Origin of the sequence: Paenibacillus aceris (genome assembly GCF_017874035.1) — a bacterium.
Classification (GTDB): Bacteria; Bacillota; Bacilli; order Paenibacillales; family NBRC-103111; genus Paenibacillus_E; species Paenibacillus_E aceris.
This window is the reverse complement of the sequence record NZ_JAGGKV010000014.1, coordinates 43066-64667: the sequence shown is the minus strand read 5'-3', so window position 1 is coordinate 64667 and position 21602 is coordinate 43066. Positions and strand designations below refer to the sequence as shown.

13 protein-coding genes are annotated in these 21602 nt (G+C 46.5%); 12 read left to right on the top strand and 1 reads right to left on the bottom strand.

Annotated features, from left to right (window positions below; genetic code table 11):
* The first annotated feature begins 22 nt into the window (after nucleotides 1-22).
* Together J2Z65_RS22825 and J2Z65_RS22820 are read left to right on the top strand one after the other, a co-directional pair.
* The gene (locus J2Z65_RS22825) at nucleotides 23-898 is read left to right on the top strand and encodes a carbohydrate ABC transporter permease (protein WP_167052538.1); all 876 of its coding nucleotides are present in this window, start codon (nucleotides 23-25) and stop codon (nucleotides 896-898) included.
* Nucleotides 899-993: 95 nt separating this feature from the next.
* On the top strand, nucleotides 994-2526 hold the full coding sequence (locus J2Z65_RS22820) for an extracellular solute-binding protein (RefSeq protein ID WP_167052539.1): 1533 nt from the start codon (nucleotides 994-996) through the stop codon (nucleotides 2524-2526).
* A 266-nt stretch (nucleotides 2527-2792) separates the two neighbouring features.
* Here J2Z65_RS22820 and yicI read toward each other — a convergent pair whose 3' ends face one another.
* Complete coding sequence (gene yicI / locus J2Z65_RS22815; protein WP_167052600.1) at nucleotides 2793-5114, bottom strand: alpha-xylosidase; 2322 nt, start codon at nucleotides 5112-5114, stop codon at nucleotides 2793-2795.
* 129 nt (nucleotides 5115-5243) lie between these two features.
* Here yicI and J2Z65_RS22810 point away from each other — a divergent pair, with 129 nt between their 5' ends.
* From J2Z65_RS22810 to J2Z65_RS22765, 10 genes are all read left to right on the top strand, one after another.
* A complete protein-coding gene (locus tag J2Z65_RS22810) occupies nucleotides 5244-6122 on the top strand; it encodes a helix-turn-helix domain-containing protein (protein ID WP_167052540.1) in 879 nt (292 codons plus the stop codon).
* Nucleotides 6123-6188: 66 nt separating this feature from the next.
* Nucleotides 6189-7913, top strand: coding sequence for a sensor histidine kinase (locus J2Z65_RS22805; protein WP_167052602.1), 1725 nt, complete (start codon nucleotides 6189-6191; stop codon nucleotides 7911-7913).
* Nucleotides 7906-9015, top strand: a complete 1110-nt coding sequence (locus J2Z65_RS22800) for a response regulator transcription factor (protein ID WP_167052541.1) — start codon at nucleotides 7906-7908, stop codon at nucleotides 9013-9015. Before J2Z65_RS22805 ends, J2Z65_RS22800 begins: the two co-directional genes overlap by 8 nt.
* 160 nt (nucleotides 9016-9175) lie before the next feature.
* Nucleotides 9176-10897 carry an extracellular solute-binding protein gene (locus J2Z65_RS22795; RefSeq protein WP_167052542.1) on the top strand — a complete coding sequence of 574 codons (1722 nt, stop codon included), beginning with the start codon at nucleotides 9176-9178 and terminating at the stop codon, nucleotides 10895-10897.
* A gap of 73 nt (nucleotides 10898-10970) precedes the next feature.
* A complete protein-coding gene (locus J2Z65_RS22790; RefSeq protein ID WP_167052543.1) occupies nucleotides 10971-11861 on the top strand; it encodes an ABC transporter permease in 891 nt (296 codons plus the stop codon).
* Nucleotides 11862-11878: 17 nt separating this feature from the next.
* Nucleotides 11879-12763 (top strand): carbohydrate ABC transporter permease, encoded by an 885-nt coding sequence (locus J2Z65_RS22785; protein WP_167052544.1) that lies wholly within the window; start codon nucleotides 11879-11881, stop codon nucleotides 12761-12763.
* 192 nt (nucleotides 12764-12955) lie between these two features.
* Nucleotides 12956-18478, top strand: a complete 5523-nt coding sequence (locus J2Z65_RS22780) for a glycerophosphodiester phosphodiesterase family protein (protein ID WP_167052545.1) — start codon at nucleotides 12956-12958, stop codon at nucleotides 18476-18478.
* A 102-nt stretch (nucleotides 18479-18580) separates the two neighbouring features.
* Nucleotides 18581-19168, top strand: coding sequence for a glycerol-3-phosphate responsive antiterminator (locus J2Z65_RS22775; RefSeq protein WP_167052546.1), 588 nt, complete (start codon nucleotides 18581-18583; stop codon nucleotides 19166-19168).
* A 188-nt stretch (nucleotides 19169-19356) separates the two neighbouring features.
* On the top strand, nucleotides 19357-20199 hold the full coding sequence (locus tag J2Z65_RS22770; protein WP_193580752.1) for an HAD-IIA family hydrolase: 843 nt from the start codon (nucleotides 19357-19359) through the stop codon (nucleotides 20197-20199).
* A gap of 60 nt (nucleotides 20200-20259) precedes the next feature.
* Nucleotides 20260-21600, top strand: coding sequence for an ABC transporter substrate-binding protein (locus J2Z65_RS22765; protein ID WP_167052547.1), 1341 nt, complete (start codon nucleotides 20260-20262; stop codon nucleotides 21598-21600).
* The last annotated feature ends 2 nt before the right edge of the window (nucleotides 21601-21602 follow it).

The window sequence follows — 21602 nt, the reverse complement described above, 5'->3', positions numbered from 1 at the left end:
CTTGAGAGGAAGGGTGCACGACATGCAACATTATGATAAAACGCTTGGAAATCGCATTTTCAATCTTGTAAATTACAGCCTGCTGCTAATTATTGCTTTAGTCTGTGTATTGCCGTTTGTTTACGTCTTGGCTGTATCCTTCACAAGCCCGTCTGAGGTCGCCAAGGGTGGTATGATTTTGTTCCCAAAAGAGTGGTCTCTGTCTGCATACAGGTACATTTTTTCCACGGACACCTTGCTCCGCAGCCTCGGAGTTTCGATCTATATTACCGTAGTCGGTACGATTATCAATCTTATTTTTACCGCTTTAATGGCGTATCCATTGGCAAAATCCAAGCTTAGAGGGCGTCAAACGATCCTTCTTGGCGTGCTGTTCACGATGCTGTTCAGCGGAGGCATGATCCCTACTTATTTCGTCGTCAAAGGATTGCATCTTACGAATACGTTATGGTCTTTGATGATTCCAAGCGCCATCAGCGCCTTTAATTTAATTGTGCTCAAAAACTTCTTTCAGCAAATTCCCGACGGGTTAGAGGATTCAGCCAAGATCGACGGCTGTAACGATATGGGCGTGCTCTTCCGTATTGTACTGCCGCTTTCGATGCCGGCGATGGCGACGTTCGCACTCTTTTATTCCGTTACGCATTGGAACCAATTTTTTAACGCGATTCTCTACATCAATGATAATGGCAAATGGCCGATTCAAGTCTTATTGCGAGAAATCATTATGTTGGCGCAAAGCCGGATCGGCGATTCAGGGTTTGATGAGGCCAATATTCAACCGCTGACCATTCGGATGGCCGTAATCGTGTTTGCGACGCTTCCGATTCTGCTGGTGTATCCGTTTTTGCAGAAGCATTTTACGAAAGGCGTATTGCTTGGCTCTGTAAAAGGGTAGGTGATCAAGCTATTTATGCTCTGCTTGTTTCCCAGAGGAGGTAGGCGGAGTTTGAAAATAGAGTATAATAAGGGATAACGAAAGGGGAAAGCTCGATGAAAAGAAATCAAGTGGCTATGATGATGGGTACGGTATTCATGTTATCGACGGTGCTGTCTGGGTGCGGAGCCGATTCCAGTACGGATACAGGGAAGAATGGGGCACAAAGCACGGCGGTATCGGAGGATAAGACGCCATTTCCACTCACTTTAGTCGTGAATCAAGTAGGCGAAGTCCCGGCAAAAGACAATGACATCGAGAAAGCGATCAAAGCCTATACGAATACAAATTTACAAATCCAGTGGATACCGGCTTCCGCCTACGATGAGAAAGTCAATGTTATGATTGCCTCCGGCGAGCTCCCTAAGCTGATTAAGCTGAATTACAATAATCCAAGCATGATCAGTTCCTTGAAGTCCGACCTATTCTGGGAGATCGGGCCTTATCTGAAAGATTATAAAAACCTGCAGGCGCAGAACAAGCTGTTTTACGATAATATCGCCGTCGATGGTAAAATTTATGGCGTTCCGCTCTACCGTGATCTAGGGCGCGCTGTCATTCACTACCGTAAGGATTGGCTCGATGCGCTGCACCTCCAGTCCCCCAAAACATTGGACGATTGGTATAACGTTATTAAAGCGCTTACGCTCAATGATCCGGATAAAAACGGGAAAAATGACACGTACGGCATGATGCTGGAGAAAAAATATAACCAGGATGTCAGCTCCACCTTGACTCGTATTTCGGTTTCCCAAGGCGGGCCGACGAAATGGAAGGTAGAAAAAGGCGTGTTTACACCCGAGTTTGTGACCGAGCCTTTCTTTGAAACGATGAAATTATTTAAACGATTATATGATGAAAAACTGATCAATCAGGATTTCCCTGTCGTCGATACGACAGAAGTGGATAAAGCTTATGAGTCTGGCCGTGCGGGCATACGAATTTCCGGCGGAAATGCGCAAAGCTGGCAGGATAAAATCGTGAAGGTCGTTCCGAGCGCGGTGATCGAGGCTGCTGCAGTGGAAGGTGCGAATGGCCGCCGGGTTCCCGGGGAAAGCGGCAATGCCGGCTTCCTGGCGATTCCTAAGTCTTCCGTGAAAACAGAAGCCGAGTTCAAGAAGGTACTCTCCTTTGTTGACAAGCTGCTTGATCCGCAAATGGCGAACTTAATCGTTAAGGGTGTGGAAGGCAAGCACTATGCGGATAAGGGCGAATTTACAGAGCCGCTTGACCGCGACGCGGATTTGAAAGAAGTGAAGCCATACCGGGATACGCTGCCTCAACGTGGAGAGAGCTACAATGTTGCTAAGGCGATGAAGCAGCCGGACCTGTTCCGCAGAAGCCAGCAGATCGGCCAGTCCAATGAACAGTTTATCGTGCCGAATCCGGCCTTGACGCTTAACTCAGATACGTTCTCGGAACGCGGCAAGGAGTTGGAGCAGATGATTACTGACGCTGAGACCAAATTCATCATGGGCAAGATCGATGAGGCGGGCTGGAAGGCTGAAATTGAGAAGTGGAAGACGGCGGGCGGCAATAAAATGATTCAAGAGTATCAAGAATCATATGCCCAGAGTCAAAAGAAATAAGCTGCGGTCATGCTCCGCGGTTATGGGTAGAAGTAGCGAAAAAGACCTAGCGGATATCCGCTAGGTCTTTCTGTTTGCTGGTAGGACCTATGGTCCGCTAATTTCCCGAAACTAGCCATCTGGCGGATCGTAAGGAACTAGGGACCGCTATTTCGCCAATGTATGCCCAATTGAAGGCATCTTGGAGCAAATAAGCCCCCGTAGTTTCCTCTGGCACTTGAAAACAGACCCAAGAGTAGAGATCCTACTCCTGGGTCTGCCTTATTCTACAGCCTTACCGCTAAGCGCGACTCGCCAGGTTCAGGCGTTAGCACGATACCGCTTGGAGAATCATTCCAAGCTGCGCCTTCTACGGCCGTGACTTCATGAATGCCTCTTAGAACGAGGGTATACGGCTTCGTTGCACCTTGAATGAAGAAGCGAACTTCTTCATTCCGGCGAATAGCTTTCACCGTTACTTGCAGCTCACCTTGCAAGCTATACAGCGACGTCGAAGCGCTGGCGCCTTCCTGCAGTTCAAATAAATGAAGCGATACGCCATCCGCATAGTCGTAATCGGGCTTCTGATCGTTCGCTCCGATGGCGAGCAGCGAATTCGGCTTAACAAGCAATGGCAGCGTCATATATCCATGGGTTTCTTCCTGCCATTTCCCGCCTTCAATGACTTGTCCGCCAAAGAAGTCGGTCCAGCGTCCTTCCGGCACATAGTACATCGCATGTCCGCGATCATTAAAGATCGGAGCTACGAGCAAATTGTCGCCCAACATGTACTGCGTATCCAAGTAATGCGTAGACGGGTCCCCTGGGAAATCGAGGACCATCGCGCGCATCATCGGAATCCCTAACTCTGTGGATTGGATAGCACTTTCGAACAGATAGGGCATTAGCGTGCTTTTGAGTTTTGTAAAATGCCGGAGCACATCGACTGCTTCCTCGTCAAACAGCCATGGAACTCGATAGGATTCGTTGCCATGCAGGCGACTGTGAGAGGACAGCAGGCCAAAGGCGACCCAGCGCTTATAAATGTCAGGCGGCGCCGTCCGTTCAAAGCCGCTGATGTCGTGGCTCCAGAAGCCAAAGCCGGACAAACCGAGCGAAAGGCCTCCGCGCAGCGACTCCGCCATGGAGTCATAATTGGCCGAGCAGTCGCCGCCCCAGTGAACCGGAAATTGCTGTCCACCTGCGGTGGCCGAGCGGGCAAACAACATGGCCTCATTTTTGCCGAGTTTTTCTTCTAATACTTCAAACACAGCCTTGTTATACAGGAACGTATAGTAGTTGTGCATTTTATACGGATCAGAACCATCGTAGTATTTGACATCGGTTGGGATGCGTTCGCCAAAGTCGGTTTTGAAGCAGTCCACACCCATATCGATCAGCCTTCTTAAGTGGCCTTTGTACCACTCGGTTGCCTCCGGATTCGTGAAATCCACAAGCCCCATCCCCGCTTGCCACAGATCCCACTGCCAGACGTCATCCTCCAAGGTTTTGACTAGGTAGCCGTTCTCCATGCCCTCTTGAAAGAGTGGCGACTTCTGGCCAATGTAGGAGTTGATCCATACACAGATTTTGAGACCTTTGTCTTTTAAACGTTTCAGCATGCCGACCGGATCAGGGAACATATCGGCATCCCATTCAAAGTTGGTCCATTGATACTCCTTCATCCAGAAGCAGTCGAAATGGAAGACATGAAGCGGAAGGTCGCGTTCGATCATACCGTCAATGAAACTGTTCACGGTTGCTTCGTCATAATCCGTTGTGAATGAGGTTGTTAACCACAAGCCGAACGACCAAGCCGGCGGCAGAGCGGGCTTTCCGGTCAACTTCGTGTAATTATTCAGAACATCCTTCAGGGTATGGCCGCCGACAATGAAATACTCAACACTTTCGCCGGGTACGCTGAATTGGACCTTGGAGACGACCTCAGAGCCGACCTCGAATGAGACATGTTCAGAATGATTGACGAACACGCCGTAGCCCTTACTTGATAAGTAAAAGGGAACATTTTTGTAGGCTTGCTCACTGCTGGTACCGCCGTCTTCATTCCAAATGTCTACCGTTTGCCCATTTTTCACGAAAGGGGTAAAGCGTTCTCCAAGCCCGTAAATGTGCTCGCCTACACCAAGTTCCAGCTGTTCACGAAAGTAGACCTCTTTGTTATCAGTCGTAATGTGACCTGCGCCTTTGCTGTTGGAGCCGGTCAGTCGTTTATCCTCGAAGAAGAACTCGGTTCCCCAAGTATCCTTTTTATTTATTTTTACGCTTAAATGGCCGGATTTCATCGTCACATGATCGCTGCTCTCAGCGATAGAAACTGGTGTCTGCGGATTATCAAATAATTCAAAAGCGGGCCCGTTCGAACGCTTGCCTGCATGATGAGTCCAGCGTACACGGATGACATCCGGCATAGGCGTGCTGAACTCACAAGTTAGCATGGCGCCATTTAAAGTATCGCCTTTTCGCTGTATCCTCCGGGCGGCCGTATAAACCGTGAGACTGCTGCCTTTTTGCTCCACATCGCGGACATCGATAGGATTCAGAACCGTATATCCTTCCTTCGCCATCCAATAACCGTTAGAAAATTTCATTGCCATCAGCCCTCCGTTGTATTTTAATATAAGTATATTGATTTATAAAACGGTTTCCTTTCGTTATATTGCTGAAATATATCAGTATTTTGACACGACAGCTAATTTTGAAAAGGAGGAACTAACGCTATGCAGCAAGCTCATTTAAAAGAGGACCGCATTCACGGTGATCCGCTTTATCCGATTCGCGTGTATGAAATCTGTTGTCAGCCAGGGGAAGAGCTGCTAGAGCTCCATTGGCATGATGAATTGGAGCTGCTCATGCTCACGAAAGGAAAGGCGGTATTCCGCGTTTCGATGGATGATTATGAATTGGAAGCCGGGGACGCGATATTCGTGAATGCCGGCCAGCTTCATTCCGGTTACATCGCCTCAGACGAAGAATGCTGCTTCACTGCCGTGGTGTTTCATCCGGATATTGTGGGAGGCGGGCGGTTTGATCTTGTTCGCGAGAAATATATAACACCCCTGATCCAGCAAAAATATGTCATTCCTGCACTTATCTCGCGCCATACCGCAGTGGAGAAGGAGCTGCTTGAACTGCTGCTGCAAGTATTTGATTTAAACCTAAATGAAAAGCCTTTATACGAACTATATACAAAAGGGCTGCTCCAATTGATGATTTCAAAGCTCATCATGCTGGGAGGACCTACCTTTCGCGAGCTTCCGCCTGCCGTCAGCCCTACGCACATTGACCGGCTAAAGTTGATTATTGAATATATTCAATTGAACTATAGCGGGCCCATCCGCTTGGAGGATCTAGCTTCGCTTGTTTCTTTCAGCGAGTCTTATTTCTGCCGATATTTTAAAAATTTTACGGGAAAAAGCCCGCTGGAGTACTTAAACCAAGTACGGGCGCAGCGAGCGGCTTTCCTATTGAAGGACACCGATAAGAAAATTACGGAAATTTCGCTGGATGTCGGGTTTAATACACTGAGTTATTTTATTGGCGTGTTTAAAGCGCATTTCGGCTGCACACCGTCGGAATATCGGAGAACTCATAGCTAAGCAGGAGAAGATGGACGGAGGTGAAGTCATTTGTTTGGAAAGCTGCGGGACAATATAAGGTCGTTTATGTATGATTATTTAACGCTAAAGAAAAGGATTTTTATTATCTTCCTTTGCAGTACGCTGATTCCGTTTATCTGCATCGTTCTAATCTCTTATTACACGATCTACTCAATCCTGACGAACAAGATTCAGAACGGTATTCAAAGCAACTTAAAGCAAGTGGAGCTTTCCTTAGAGAGTACGATCAGCAATTTGAATCATGTTTCTCAGCAGCTTGCTTTTGCAGGAAGTGTAGGGAAAAAGCTGGATCAAATGTTAGCGCTCCCAACAAGTCAATCTTTTGAACGGTCTCAAATGATTAGCAATTTAAAGGATGAATTAAGTCTGGTTACTTTTACGAATCCGAATATTGGTCTAACTTTGTATTATTTTCAAAATGATCATACATATGATCTCGAAAATGTGGGAGTTAAGGACAATTTTTCCCCGGAAAAGCTGCCCTTGCTGGCTGAATACTCCGGAATTTCTTATTATGGGCCTCATATTAGCAATAATCGTTTTGATAATAATTTTGTGTTATCAGCGCTTAGAAAAGTAGATTTACCGCAGCGTGATGATGTCTTCGTATACATTGAAACTGGCTTTCATCTTACTCAAAATATTTTGAATACCGATCAATTCGGTGGCGGAAATTATCATATTTTCCTGGATAATAATGGCCGAATCGCTTTTAGCGAGCTGCCGAATACGTTTGTAAAAGACACGATATTCCCCAATTTTTCCAATGATAAAACGTATGGCAAGCAGAATGAATATTATTGGTTTCGGCAGGCCAGCAATCAAGGCTGGAGCATCGTGTCGGTCATCCCGAAAAGGGACTACAATAAAGAAATGAATCAATGGTTCTTTCAAATCTTATTGTTTGCGCTCATTTTTCTGGGGCTGAGTCTGCTGATGGCCTGGCTTTTATGGAAAATGGTCTATCTCCCTTTGAACGGATTTAATCGAGAAATCAAATTGATGGCGCAGAATCGTACGCAAGCCGTCACCGTTAGAACCAAAATACCGGAGTTTGACTTCCTTTTGAACCAGTTCAGGCAAATGAAAGAACAAATTTGGAATTTATTCGCCGAGGTTGAACGCAAAGAGAAGCGGAGAGTGGATCTTGAAGTCGAAAAACTGCTCTATCAAATAAATCCCCATTTTCTCATGAATACGTTGGATACGGTGCATTGGTTAGCTGTTATGAACGGACAGAATGAAATCGACCGTCTTGTTTCGTCGCTCAATAAGCTGCTCCACTATAATTTAGGCAAGCTTGGTACGGCTTCAACGATACATGAAGAAATCGAAGCTTTAAAACAGTATTTAACTCTTCAACAAATTCGCTATGATTTTAAGTTTGATGTGCAGATGCATGTGGATGAAGAAGTATGGAGCATGCCAGTCCCTCGTTTCATCCTTCAGCCGCTGGTGGAAAATTCCCTCTACCATGGGTTAAGCGATGACGGATATATACGGGTAGATGTCAATTTAACGAATGCGATTCTGGTCTCTATTCAGGATAACGGTTCAGGCATGTCGGAAGAAACGATTCATCACCTCTTGCATAATTCGGAAATTGAAAACAAAAAAGTCGGGATGGGCATTGGGTTAAATTATGTCAAGCGAATGCTCGAATCGCAATATGGCGATCAGGCGGAGCTGCGCATTCAGAGTGTGATTGGCAAAGGGACAACCATATTCGTAACGATTCCTATTTCGGAGGTGAACCGCCATCATGATTAAAGTGATGATTGTCGATGATGATAAATTGGTTCGTAAAGGACTAATGTCTGCGATGCCTTGGCGCGATTTTGATATGGAGGTTGTCGGGGAAGCGAGCAATGGCGAGAAAGCGTTAGAATTTATAGCCGCCAATGCGGTAGATTTACTGCTAACGGATTTAGCGATGCCCGTCATGTCCGGGATTGAATTGTTAAAAATTGTGCGCAAGCAATATCCAAGCATGTATACGGTCGTGCTCACCTTCCATCAGGATTTTGAGTATATCCAAGAGGCGCTGAGACTTGGGGCTATTGATTATATTGCGAAGGTTCAGCTTGAAAAAGAGCGCTTTGAAGAAGTGCTGGGAAGAATTCATAAGCGAATTCTGGAGGAGCAAAAGCACGCTCCACAGTCCGATCTTTTCTATGAGGGTTCCTTCACACAAGACGAGGATATTCAGGGAAATGTCCAGACAGAGAGAGCCGGCAACGAGATAGACCGAGTGAAGGAACAATGGTCGGGGCACGAATGGATTAGCCAAGATCATCTATTTAGAGCTCAGGTCCTTCAGTTGAAGCAAATGCGTTTGCCTCAAACGAAGCTGATTGGACTGTTGTATGCGTTAACGGATAAATGGAATCTGTTGTTCAATCCTGTTCATATGGCGAAAATTGGGCTCCCGGATACCTTTGAAAGCTGGCAGGGGGTAGAGGAATGGCTAACGGCGACTCGTGATATGATCCGTAAGGCTAAGGACAAACCTGCCTTCTCGCAAGAGGTTGTGGAAAGTATCATGAAAGCTGTGCACATCGTCAATGGAGAAATCCAGGAGCAGATTACGGCCGCAATGATTGCGAAGCGGGTGAATATGAGCAGAAGCTATTTCAGCCAATGTTTCAAAGAAATTATCGGCATTAATTTTAGCGAGTATTTACGCAACCATCGAATCGACAAAGCCAAGGAGTATCTGCTTTATACGAACAAAACGATTCTGTGGATTGCTGAACATGTTGGCTATATGGATGAGAAATATTTCAGCCGTACCTTTCGGGAGCAAACAGGCGTACTGCCAAGCGAATATCGATTGAAGGGTGCAGTAGGTAGAAAAATGTCCGAAAACTAGGGGGTCAAATGCTGAAAATGCCTGAGAAAAAAGCGAAGGCCGGAAAATTCTCGGTCATTTTCCCAACTAATTGTGTAACCGTTTTCCATCCTAGTACCGTAACGGTTTATGGTACTTTTAGGGTGTAGACAAATTCTTAAAGCGAAAGAAGGGGATTTATATGAGCAAGCCTAAAAAAAGCATGCTGCTTTTACTTGCAGGGATGCTAGTTGTATTATCTGCATGTTCAGAGGCCAATACGGCTAAGGAATCACCCAAAGCTTCAACAGCACCGGCGCAAACGGGTGCAGCACAGACGGCCTCAACACAAACGGAGGCAGGTCCTTTCACCAAATCGGCCAAACCGATTACGATTAAAATCGGCAAAGATGTAGACGCAGCGGACAAGAGCTTGCCGGCCGGAGACTCGCCGGAAAGCAACCAATATACCCGCTATATCAAAGACAATTTGAATATCGATACCAAAATTGTTTGGCAAGCGGCTAGCGGGAAGGATTACGATCAGAAGGTTAATTTATCGATCGCCAGCAATGATTTGCCGGATGCGTTAGTCGTGAAGGATACGCAGTTCAGACAAATGGTGAAAAGCGGTCAGCTCGCGGATCTGACAGAGGTTTATAACAAATATGCCTCGCCTGCGATCAAGCATATCATTGAAACGACGCAAGGTCTCGCGCTTAAATCTGTCACCGTTGATGGGAAAATGTATGCCCTTCCGAACGTCACGACGGAATCTGACATGGTTCATATGATGTGGATTCGCAAGGATTGGCTGGATAAATTAGGCCTTCAACCGCCGAAGACGATGGATGATCTGGAGAAGGTCGCCAAAGCCTTCGTTGAACAAGATCCGGACGGGAACGGCAAAGCGGATACCATAGGCATTACGGGACCGCAACTAGGCGGCTTGTTGAATGCGGATTTTATCAATCCTAATAACAATAACTATGGCTTCGATCCCATCTTCGCTTCCTTCCATTCCTATCCGGGATTTTGGCTAAAAGGCGCTGACGGAAAAACAACGTACGGTTCCCTGCAGCCAAAAACGAAGCAAGCACTCTCGAAATTGCGTGATCTTTACTCCAAAGGCTTGATCGACAAGGAAATGACCATTCGTAAGGATGCTCAGGAGTTGATCAAAAATGGAACTTCCGGCATTTACTTCGGCCTATGGTGGGCTGGCGGTTATGGTCCATTAGCGGATGCCATCAAAAATAATCCGAAGGCGAACTGGCAAGCCTACACGGCTCCTCTGGATGTGAACGGTGAATTTACACCGCACATGGGGAACCCGTCGAATCAATATCTCGTTGTTCGCAAAGGTTACGAGCATCCGGAAGCCGCCATTCAAATGGAAAATTTATTGCTGCGCGATGAATCCAAATTCGATGTCAAAGTGAACATTGGCAACTATCCGCTCCGTATCGTGTTTGCTCCAATGGATGAAATGGATGTCACCTACAAGATGATGAAAGAAGTGCTGGCCGGCACGAAGAAACCGGAGGATTTGGACCTCCCCGGCTACAAATTGCTGAAAGCTGACGCGGAAAAAGTGAAAAAGGTGAAGCTAGAGCCGTATGACAAGTATGATATTCAATACTGGGATCCGAACGCAGATTTAGGGGCATGGAAACGGTTGTATTCAACCTTTGTGGGCATATCGCCGCTGCAGCAGCCGTTTAAGAAAACGTATAGCGTGACGTATGCCCAAACGAAAACGATGGAGAGCAGATGGGCTGCCCTTGATAAGTTAGAGAAAGAAACGTTCCTCAAGATTATTATGGGGGCTGCCCCGCTGGATACATTTGATAAGTTCGTTGAAGATTGGAAAAAGCAGGGCGGAGATCAAATTTTGGCTGAAATCGATGCGAACTTGAAGTAGTTAGCTCACACCCAGGCGTCAGAATACTCTGGCGCCTTTCCCTTAACAACAATGAATGGAAGTGATTGATAGCATGGTTACGAAGGGATTTGCCAAACATTACTATCTCATGCTTCTTCCTGGTTTTATATGGTTGACGCTGTTTAGTATCGTGCCGATGTTCGGCATTGTGATTGCTTTCCAGGATTTTAATCCAGGTCTAGGCATCCTTCACTCCGAATGGATCGGCTTGGAAAATTTTAAGTATATGTTTTCATTGAATGATAGTAAAACGGTATTTTTTAATACCTTATTTATTGCCGTCATGAAAATTATCGCGAACATGATTGTTCCGCTGATCTTCGCGTTATTGCTGAATGAGCTGCGCATCGCGGTTTTGAAAAAATGGGTACAGACGATTGTGTATTTACCGCACTTTTTATCTTGGGTTATTCTTTCCGGTATTTTGCTCGACATATTGTCCTACAAAGGGCCTGTTAACGGGTTGTTGGCTATATTCGGCATAAGTCCTACCTTGTTTTTCGGGAAGGCGGAATGGTTTCCTTTTATCATTGTCGGAAGTGATGTTTGGAAGGAATTTGGCTTTAATACGATTATCTTTTTGGCGGCTTTAACGGGGATTAACCCTGCTCTCTATGAAGCGGCCGCCATTGACGGCGCCACGCGCTGGCAGCGTTTGCTGCATGTCACGCTTCCCGGTATGATGACAACGGTCATTTTACTTTCAGTACTAAGCTTAGGGAATGTCTTGAATGCCGGCTTTGACCAAATATTCAATCTCTACAATCCACTTGTGTATTCAAGCGGGGATATTATTGACACTTGGGTATATCGGACAGGTTTATTGAATCTGCAGTACGGGCTGGCAACAGCAATGGGGCTTTTAAAATCCGTCATTAGTTTTGTTTTAATTACCACTTCCTATTTTTTAGCTGCTAAGTTTGCAAATTATCGTATTTTTTAATATAAAGGAGCAGAATTATGGTCAGAGAAACAACAATGGGCTCCAGAGCATTTGATCTTTTCCTTATCGTGCTGTTGGTTGGCATCGCTCTTTTATGCGTGCTTCCTTTGTGGTACACATTGGCTGTCTCGTTAAGCGATAATGCGGCAGCGTCCTCGGGCAGAGTGAGTTTCTGGCCGGTAGGATTTAACTTGAATTCGTATCATGAAATTATGGGCGACAGTAAATTTTTCAATTCATTTTGGATTTCGATACAGCGTGTTGTGCTGGGATCTAGTCTTAACTTTGTCATTATTGTGCTGATGGGCTACCCGTTATCCAAAAATGCGAAAGACTTGCCATATCGAAATGTGCTGATGTGGATTTTGGTATTCACCATGCTTTTTAATGGCGGCTTAATTCCTTGGTATCAAACGGTTAAATCGTTAGGCTTGATTAATAATATTTGGGCGCTTGTCCTTGGGAACAGCGTTCCAATATTCAGTGTCATATTGGTGATTAACTATTTCCGTAATTTGCCTAAGGAGCTGGAGGAGGCGGCACTTGTAGATGGTGCGGGTCCTTGGTATATGCTTGTTAAAATATTCATCCCGCTGGCGGTGCCCGTATTGGCAACCGTAACCTTGTTCAGTATCGTGTATCATTGGAACGAGTTTTTTAACGGCCTGGTGCTCATGTCGAATGCGGATCATTATCCCTTACAAACGTACATTCAGCAGCTGGTTGTCATTGTGGACGCCAACACGATGACTGCGGAACAAATTCAGAAGATGAGTGAGCTCTCCAATCAGACATTGAATGCGGCCAAAATTTTTATTGCCATGATTCCGGTTCTTGTCATTTATCCGTTTCTGCAGCGCTTTTTTATTCATGGGATTACGCTTGGATCTGTCAAAGAATAAGGGTACGGGGATTTTTTACAATATTTTCATAAGAAATTGATGCGTGGATAACAAAGTAAGGATATGCTTAGCTTATAAATACAAAAGAATACTCAGGGTATGAGTCCAGGAGAAAACCCTTTTATTCAGTAAATGAAAAGTGCGCCCGTAAGGTGGGTGTGTACTTTCCGTTTGATGAATGAGGGTTTTTTTGTGTTTTGGAAACATCATAAAAAGCCGAAAGGAATGAAGAGCGAAGTGAAAACAATGTCCACAAGGGTTCTAGGTATTGTAACAATAACGACTTTAATCAGCGGCCTTTTTCAACCAAACGCATGGGCAGCCCAACCTCTTGCAGGAGAAACAGGAAGAAAGGCGATGGAGGTCAACAAAACGTTAACGGCTCCAATCATTGATGGCAACCTGGACGAATCGATTTGGAAAATGGATCAGCCATTAAGCGTTCAAGTTGGACAAGGCTCATTCAAAGCGTCGAAATTCGGACTGCTGTGGGATAATCAGTACTTATATATCGGGGTGAAGGCTGACGACGACACGCTGTTGACCGGTCAATCCGGCAACTGGTTCGAGCAAGACAATATTAACGTTTTTCTTGATCCGAGTCAGCACCAGTCTGCCCCTTTTACCAATAATGATATGCAGATTGGTGTCATGTATCAGCCTGGGACAACAACTCCCGAATTTCATTTCGGTGCTGCACTGAACAATCATGCCGGCAAAGATGAGAAAAAAATACTCCGGGCGATAAATAAAACGGCTTCCGGATGGTCTACAGAGATCGCTGTGCCGTGGGACATGCTTAATTTTGATCCTGTGATACAGAAGCAGTTGGGACTGGAAATTGGAACGACGGATCGGTACGGGTCAACGACGGCAGAGCAAAGATCAAGTTATTGGAGCGCCTTCCAATCCTCCTCCTTCTGGAATGATACCTCAGGTTACGGCACGCTTAAGCTGATCGATACATCGCCAGTCGCAGGAAGTCCGAATCCGGTGCTCTTGGAAGAGAATTTCGACACTTATGCGACCGGTACAGTACCTCAGAATTGGCTATCCGATGTGAATGCGGGCAGCCCTTCCTTTACAGTTGTGCAGGATACTTATGGCAATGGCCGTATGACCTTCGACGGAAATGCCTCAGGCAAGCAAAGCCGGATAATCGCTCCGGTACAATGGGATAACTATACAATTGAAGCGGATGTACGCTTCGATGGCTTTTTGAATACGGGAAGATGGGTTTCCATTATGTTCCGGGCACCTTCCAGCGGGAAGCCTCCTTATCCGCAAATGGCGATCAAACAAAACGGGACGATTGAAACGGCATACCGAAATCCGGATGGCAACTGGTTCTCTCCGACGCCGATCAGCGCGACAGGGCCTCAGCTGCTGACGAATAAGGATTACACGATGAAGGTAAGGGTATTCGACAGTAACGTTAAGCAATATTTTAAAGCTAAGAGCGACACGAACTTTACGTTGTATGGGGACAAAAATCTAGCAGCTAATGTGCTTCCAGAGAAAGGGAGAGTCGGATTTCAGGGGGACCAGAGCAAGGTATCTTTCGACAATTTGAAAGTAACCCGGATCACTGCTGATCGGCTGGATATAACGGTGCCTGCCACCTTGGAAGCATTAAGCGGCGCGGCAAGCGTGACGAGCAGCGTCTATTATTCGGATGGAATTACCGAAGCGCCGCCAGTAAATCGAGTGAAGCTGTATTCTTCTGATGAAAGTATTATCAAAATCAACAACAACCAAATGGTGCCCCTCAAGGCTGGGAAGGTAAGCATTAGAGCTGTCTACGGCAATGTGGAGGCTTCCAAAGAGATTACGGTCACGCCATCTTTGTCGGGAGTCAAGGTTGTTTCCATCAAAGGCAATGAGAGCGGCTATGTGCTGGCGACAGTCGGCGCTTCCCTAGACCTAGGCACCGTGGAGTTTCAAGCAGAATTTAACGATCTCACTACAGGTGTAGTAAAGGGCAATGAGCTAACTTGGACATCGGCCAATCCAGCGGTTGTCTTTGCAAACGGCACCCTGAAGGCGCAGCAAAAAGGTGTTTATACGATGACAGGAACAAAGGATAGCGCGTCTTTCAGTATGCTAGTGCTGGCAAAAGATGCAGGAGATACGGAGTATGTTCTGTACGAGGAAAACTTCGATCATTTGGCCGATGGTACGCTTCCTGCTGGCTGGACCCGAAAAGAAGGAACGACTGCAGCGAATGCTGCGGTAAAATCGGGGGCTTTTGAGATCAATGCGCTCGCTTCTCCGGATAATCCTTCCAGGGTGATCCTTCCATCGTTCTTAAATACATTTGGCAATTACAAAATTGAAGCGGACGTTACCCACTTGCAGGCAAATGATACGGCAAGATGGCACTCCATCATGTACCGGATTCAAAATAACGATTACCCTTATTACCAAATGGCAGTCAGGAAAGATGCCACAGCAGCAAACGGAATTGAGTTCGCCGAGAGAACGCCCGCGAATGCGTGGAATGTAATCGACAGAGGTTCCTATACGGAAGCCATTGATCCGTCCAAAATGTATCACTATACGGTAAAAACCTATGGAAATCGCGTTCAGGAAATGATTAATAACCAAATCTTCGTCGATACGGATCAAGCTTACGCCTATGCCAAAGGCGCAGTGGGCTTACAAGCGAACGGGAGCAAAATGAAGCTGGATAATATTCGCATTACCTTGCAAGAACAGGCGCTGCCTGCCATACCGAATGGCCGGTTCGTAGAAGTGACCGAGCCGGAAACCCGTATTGCGATGGCTGCATCGGTTGTAACTGAGCTTCGAAGCGCAGCAGATTTCGCGAAGCTGAATGCGCCAGAACTGCCTTCAACTGTTATTGCTCATATTGGGCAAGGTCTCAAAGTGACCGATCCGACAGGTCAAACTGAAATCAGCTCTCTGGATGCTTTCTTAGGCTATTTAAGTGAGCGCATGATTCCTGCTTTTTATGTCAAGGACGAAGCCACCGTAGATCAACTGGTCGATTATTTGAGAAAGAATAGTTGGGAAGATGTCGCTATTATTTCGGACAATGGAGAGCTTATCAAACGAGCGAGAAAAGCTTACCCCATCATCCGGGGGATTCTGGATTTTAGCGGCAAGACGAATTTGACCAAAGATAGCCTCTTGGATATACGCAGACAAACAGCGGCAAGCTTAGCTAGAGTTGCGATTTTGCCGCAATCGCTATCGACCCGAGAGAATGTAGCTTACCTTCAACAACGGATGATCATGGTATGGTCGAAGGAAGCGGCCAGCTCCGCCGAGAAGCTGGTTTCCATGCATCAACTGATTACATCAGGCGTGAATGGGATTGTGACGGATTCGCCTGCCGTGCAGTGGGAAGCATTGAAGACGTATAACCGTAACACGACGCTTATTCGCAAGCCATATATTATCGCTCATCGGGGGATGCCGGCGAATTCTCCGGAAAATACGATCGAGAGCAATCGGCTAGGTTTAGAAGCCGGCGCCGAATTCATCGAAAACGATATGTACCTTTCCAAAGACGGACGTATCGTGATTCTTCATGATGGCTCGTTGGAACGGACAACGAATGGAACAGGCTTCATCGAAAACTACACGCTTGAGGAATTGAAAAAGTTAAATGCCAATAAGCCTTATCCGAGCGGATTCCCGGATGTGAAAATCCCGACCTTGGATGAACAAATTGACCTTGCCAAGGAAAAGGGCGCGATGGTCATGGCTGAAATCAAGACAGCTACGCCAGCGCTCATAGAGGCTTATATCCAGCTGCTCAAAGATAAAGATGCGGAGGCGCTTGTGGATACGATGTCTTTCGATGCCAATCAGCTAAAGCGGATGGCCGAGCTAATGCCGGAGATGCCCCTCGGACTGTTGACCAGCGGATATGCAAACGAGACAAACGTCAAAAAATCGCTGCGTGAGACGATGAAGCTTCTTCAAGAGTTGAACGCTTCGTTTAACACGAGTTATACCGGTGTTGGCAAAAATTTCATGGAAGCGGCTAAGCACCGTGGCTTAATCATCTCCCCTTGGACATTGAATGACAAAAATGCCTTTATTCAATTTATGGGGCTTGGCGCGTTCGGGATTACGACGGACTATTCCTATTACGCGTCGGATTGGGCGGCTTCCATTCAACCTGAGAAGATGAATGTTGAGCTGACCACGGATGGAAGTACGACGTTATCGGCTGTTGTTCAGTCCTATAAAGGAACGAAAACGACGATTACACCTGATCTCGTTCTACTTGATGGCCAAGACTTAATCACATTGGACGGTGCGAAAGTAACGGCCAAGAAGCCTGGTACCGCCCATGCGCTTATGAGATATACAAGCTCCATGGACGAATCAAATAAGTATGATATTTATACGGCTCCAATAACCATACAAATAGCAGGCAAAGAAGACGGTGGCGATGGCGGTGATGACGGCGATCATGGTGATGATGGCAATGGAGGGGATCATGATTCAAATTCGGGTTCCGGTTCTACTGTCACTGACGGCAGCCAAACAACCGTCCCATCTATAGCTCCAGCTTACCTAGAGGCTAAGGAAGGAAAGCTCAACGCCTCAGAGCTGAAAGCATCTTTAAGCGCTCACTCTAAGGTAGAAGTGAAGCTTAACGGAGAAACGCTGGAAATGGAAGCCGCCGGTCTACTCGAAGCAAGCCGGGTTCAGGGGAAAACGCTGCTTGTCTCAGGTGATCACGTTTCCTATACGTTGCCATTATCGGTATTGAAGCTTGATGAATTAGCCAAGCAGCTTGGCGTCAGCATGGAGGATGTATCCATTCGCATGACACTCAAAAAATTGAGCGGGACGGATGCGGCGTCCATAGACAACGCGATAACGGCAGCCGGCAGCAAACCGCTAACGAGTGCTGTAAGCTTCGAGGTGGAAGCGGTCAGTCAAACAGGACAATCCGTTCCTGTGAAATTGGGAGCGACATATGTGTCTCGCGATATTATGTTGGATAAGGCGGTTGATCCGAAGAAAGCTACCGGTGCGCAGCTGATGCCGGGAACGAATGAGCTTCGTTTTGTGCCGACACTGTTTGTGACAAAGGATGGCAAAACCACAGCGACATTGAAACGCAGCGGGAATAGTGTGTACACTGTCGTGGAAAATAACAAAAGCTTCCATGATCTTAAAGATCATTGGGCCAAAATGGACATCGAGCTATTGGCAAATAAACTGGTTGTAGAGGGCGTAGACGATAATCGCTTTGAAGCAGATCGTTCCATCACCCGGGCAGAATTCGCAGCGTTATTAGTTCGCGCTTTGGGCTTAGATTATGCAGCATCAACGATCGACTTCAAAGATATAACGGCTAACGATTGGTTTGGCCAAGCGGTGGGTACGGCTGCTGCAGCAGGTCTGCTTAGCGGCTATGAGGACGGAACATTCCGTCCGAATAAAGAAATCACGCGTGAGGAGCAAGCGGCCATGGTCATCCGCGCGATGAAATACGCAGGTATCGATCCAAGCGTAACTTCAGCTCAGCAGGCTGCAGCGTTGGCCCCCTTTGAGGATGCTGACCGCATTGTTTGGGCGAAGGCTGAGATGGCTGCTGCTGTTCAAGCTGGGTTGATGAACGGAATGACTGCCAATACGTTAGCGTCCGATGGTTATGCAACTCGCGCTCAAACGGCTGCGATGTTGAAACGATTGTTAGTCAAAGCCAATTTTATAAATGAATAGCTAACAAAACAAAAAGCTGTTGGCATGGTTTGGATTAATACTCAGAAAACAATCCCATGCTACGATTTTGGTGCAGGTATGTTTCTTTTGGAGGTGCTCAAGATGAACCCATTCCCTATTATCGCTTCAGTCACGAAAGAGGAACAAATTCCGAAGATGCTGGAGAGTAACGTGGATCGAATCAATTTAATGACCGGGCATATTGGGAATTTGGAGTCGATTATTCGACAAGCACATGATTCGGGTAAAAAGGTTTATGTCCATACGGAAATGGTTTCTGGACTTGGCAAAGATGCTTATGCCATCAGCTATTTAGCAGATCAATTTCGTGCAGACGGTATTTTGACAACGAAATCGGCTGCGGTTACAGCTGCGAGACAAGCGGGTCTGAAAAGCATTCAACGTATTTTTGCGATCGATACGGCTGCTATTCAAACGGCGATTCGCATGATTAAAAGCAGTCAGCCTGATGAAGTTGAACTGATGCCTGGCTTAATGCCAAGAGTGATTCGCGAGCTCAAGCAAACGATTAAACAACCGTTAATCGTCGGTGGATTAATTCGCTATGAGCAAGAGATCATAGAAGCGCTGGCTAGCGGGGCTGATTTTATCTCGACAGGCGATCCTTCTATGTGGGTAAACCCATTTACAAACTCTACACACAGTTTTAATATGGCTGTGACAAAATGAAGGTATAGTTACCGTAATAACTAAATATTCAGCACCTAACTAGTGATGATGGGTTGAGAATAGGAGAAAACCCTTGTTCAGCAAAGTGCGAAAATAAGCTCGAATATAGGTAGGTCTATGTTTCGATAAGGCTTGTTTTTGCATGCTTGAACAAGGGTTTTTATTTTTGTTGAAAAAGGGGGAGAACGTTGTCAGAGCACGTGAAAAGTGAAAAAGGAAAAGCACAGAAAGGACTTCTTGCTTTCGATGGATACTTGTTTGATTTGGACGGTACGGTGTATGCCGGCCATCAAATCTTGCCAGGCGTGCTAGCGACACTGGACAAGCTGCGTAAAGAAGGGAAGTCCGTCCTGTTTGTGACGAATACGACAACACATACGCGTGAAGGCGTAAGAGAGCGCCTTTCACACTTCGGAATTACTTGTTCGGAAGAGGACATTTTAACAGCGCTATGCGTTTCTCGCATGTACTTTCAGGAGTATCTACCTGAGGCCAAAGTGTTCATGATTGGTGAGCAAGCCATGAGGAATGAACTGGAGCAATACAACGTAGAAACGACGGAAGATCCATTAAGCGCTACGCATGTTCTAGTCGGGCTCGATAAGCATTTTACGTATGAGAAATTAACGCTTGGCATGAATGCCCTTCGTAACGGAGCCCGGCTGATTGCCGCTAACCCCGATCCGTTCTGTCCGCTTGAGGATGGCGCGATACCGGATACCTGGTCATTGGTCAAAGCACTGGAGACAGCAAGTTCGCAGCCGGTTTATCAAGTGATTGGCAAACCTTCCGTTTATTACGCGAAAAAGGCATTGGAAAAGCTGAATATAGCGCCAGAAGCATGCTTGATGGTAGGCGACCGGGTTACGACAGATATTCGCTTCGGCAAGTCCAGCGGCATGTATACGGCCCTTGTTCTGACAGGAGCGGATTCTCGAAAAGACGTTACGCTGCACGGGATTGAGCCTGACTATGTGCTCGATACACTCAGCGAAATTATTGATGAATCTAGGAACTACGCGCAGTGGTAGGCACGAACCTCCGGTATTCGGAGGATACATATAAAACGAAATCTTGGGAGGATACGAACAATGAGGAAAGTATTTTTGACACTAGCTGCTGCAGCGCTTGTCACAACGGCATGCGGCCAGGGCGAAAGCACACAGAAAGCTGCACCAGCCAGCATCACAGCTTCTACGCCTGCAACGACCGTTAAACAGGATGCGAAACCTGTGGAGCTGCAGTTTTATTTTCCGGTGGCTGTCGGCGGCCCCATTACGAAATTAATCGATCAACTGGCAAATGACTTTCACCAAGAGAATCCGACGATTACAGTTAAACCCGTCTATGGAGGAAGTTATCAAGATACGATGACCAAAGTCGTCACGGCTGTACAAGGCGGGACTTCGCCAGATTTAGCGGTGCTGCTTTCAACGGATTTGTACAGCTTGCTGTCCATGAATGCGATTGAGGATCTGACACCTCGATTCAATAAAGAGTATTTTAATGGCTTTTATGAAGCTTTCATGGGCAATACGAAGTCTGGAGATACAGTGTGGAGTGTTCCTTTCCAACGCAGTACGATCGTTCTTTACTACAACAAGGATTTGTTTAAAAAAGCGGGACTTAATCCGGATAAAGCGCCGTCCAACTGGACTGAAATGCGTGAAGCTGCGAGCAAACTGACGGTGAAAGACAGTGCAGGTAAAACTTCGCAATGGGGAATTGAAATTCCAAGCACAGGCTACCAATATTGGATGCTGCAGGCACTGTCTCTTCAAACAGGCACGAACATTGTTTCAAACGACGGGAAAAATGTTTATTTTAACAAGCCTGAGGTTCAAGAAGCGCTGCAGTACTACACGGACCTGGGTCTGAAAGATAAAGTGATGCCGGAAGGCACATTGGAATGGGCGACCGTGCCATCCGATTTCATTAGCGGGAAGACGGCAATGATGTATCATACGACAGGGAACCTTACAAAAGTGAAAACAGATGCCAAATTCGACTTTGGGGTATCGTTCCTGCCAGCGAATAAGAAATACGGCTCTCCAACAGGCGGAGGCAACTTGTATGTATTCAAAAGCATTTCCGAAGATAAGAAGCAAGCTGCCGTTAAGTTTATACAATTCCTGACGCAGCCGCAGCGTGTCGCACAATGGTCGATTGATACCGGATATGTGGGAACTACAAAAGCGGCTTATGAGACCGACCTGCTCAAAAATTACGTGAAAGATTTCCCGCAAGCAGCAGTAGCCAGAGACCAGCTTCAATATGCGGACAGCGAACTATCCACGTTCCAGAATGGGCAGGTCACCAAGTTGTTTAATGACAACATCCAAGCCGCATTGCTGGGCAAGATGTCGGCGAAAGAAGCGCTGGATAAATCGCAGCAGCAGGCTGATGAGATTTTGAAAAATTTCCGCAAATAACG

Coding starts and splice junctions, on each gene's coding strand:
- J2Z65_RS22775 (WP_167052546.1), top strand. CDS start 18,581: ATGAACCCATTCCCTATTATCGCTTCAGTCACGAAAGAGGAACAAATT.
- J2Z65_RS22805 (WP_167052602.1), top strand. CDS start 6,189: ATGTATGATTATTTAACGCTAAAGAAAAGGATTTTTATTATCTTCCTT.
- J2Z65_RS22825 (WP_167052538.1), top strand. CDS start 23: ATGCAACATTATGATAAAACGCTTGGAAATCGCATTTTCAATCTTGTA.
- J2Z65_RS22810 (WP_167052540.1), top strand. CDS start 5,244: ATGCAGCAAGCTCATTTAAAAGAGGACCGCATTCACGGTGATCCGCTT.
- J2Z65_RS22790 (WP_167052543.1), top strand. CDS start 10,971: ATGGTTACGAAGGGATTTGCCAAACATTACTATCTCATGCTTCTTCCT.
- J2Z65_RS22800 (WP_167052541.1), top strand. CDS start 7,906: ATGATTAAAGTGATGATTGTCGATGATGATAAATTGGTTCGTAAAGGA.
- J2Z65_RS22795 (WP_167052542.1), top strand. CDS start 9,176: ATGAGCAAGCCTAAAAAAAGCATGCTGCTTTTACTTGCAGGGATGCTA.
- yicI (WP_167052600.1), bottom strand. CDS start 5,114: ATGAAATTTTCTAACGGTTATTGGATGGCGAAGGAAGGATATACGGTT.
- J2Z65_RS22765 (WP_167052547.1), top strand. CDS start 20,260: ATGAGGAAAGTATTTTTGACACTAGCTGCTGCAGCGCTTGTCACAACG.
- J2Z65_RS22785 (WP_167052544.1), top strand. CDS start 11,879: ATGGTCAGAGAAACAACAATGGGCTCCAGAGCATTTGATCTTTTCCTT.
- J2Z65_RS22820 (WP_167052539.1), top strand. CDS start 994: ATGAAAAGAAATCAAGTGGCTATGATGATGGGTACGGTATTCATGTTA.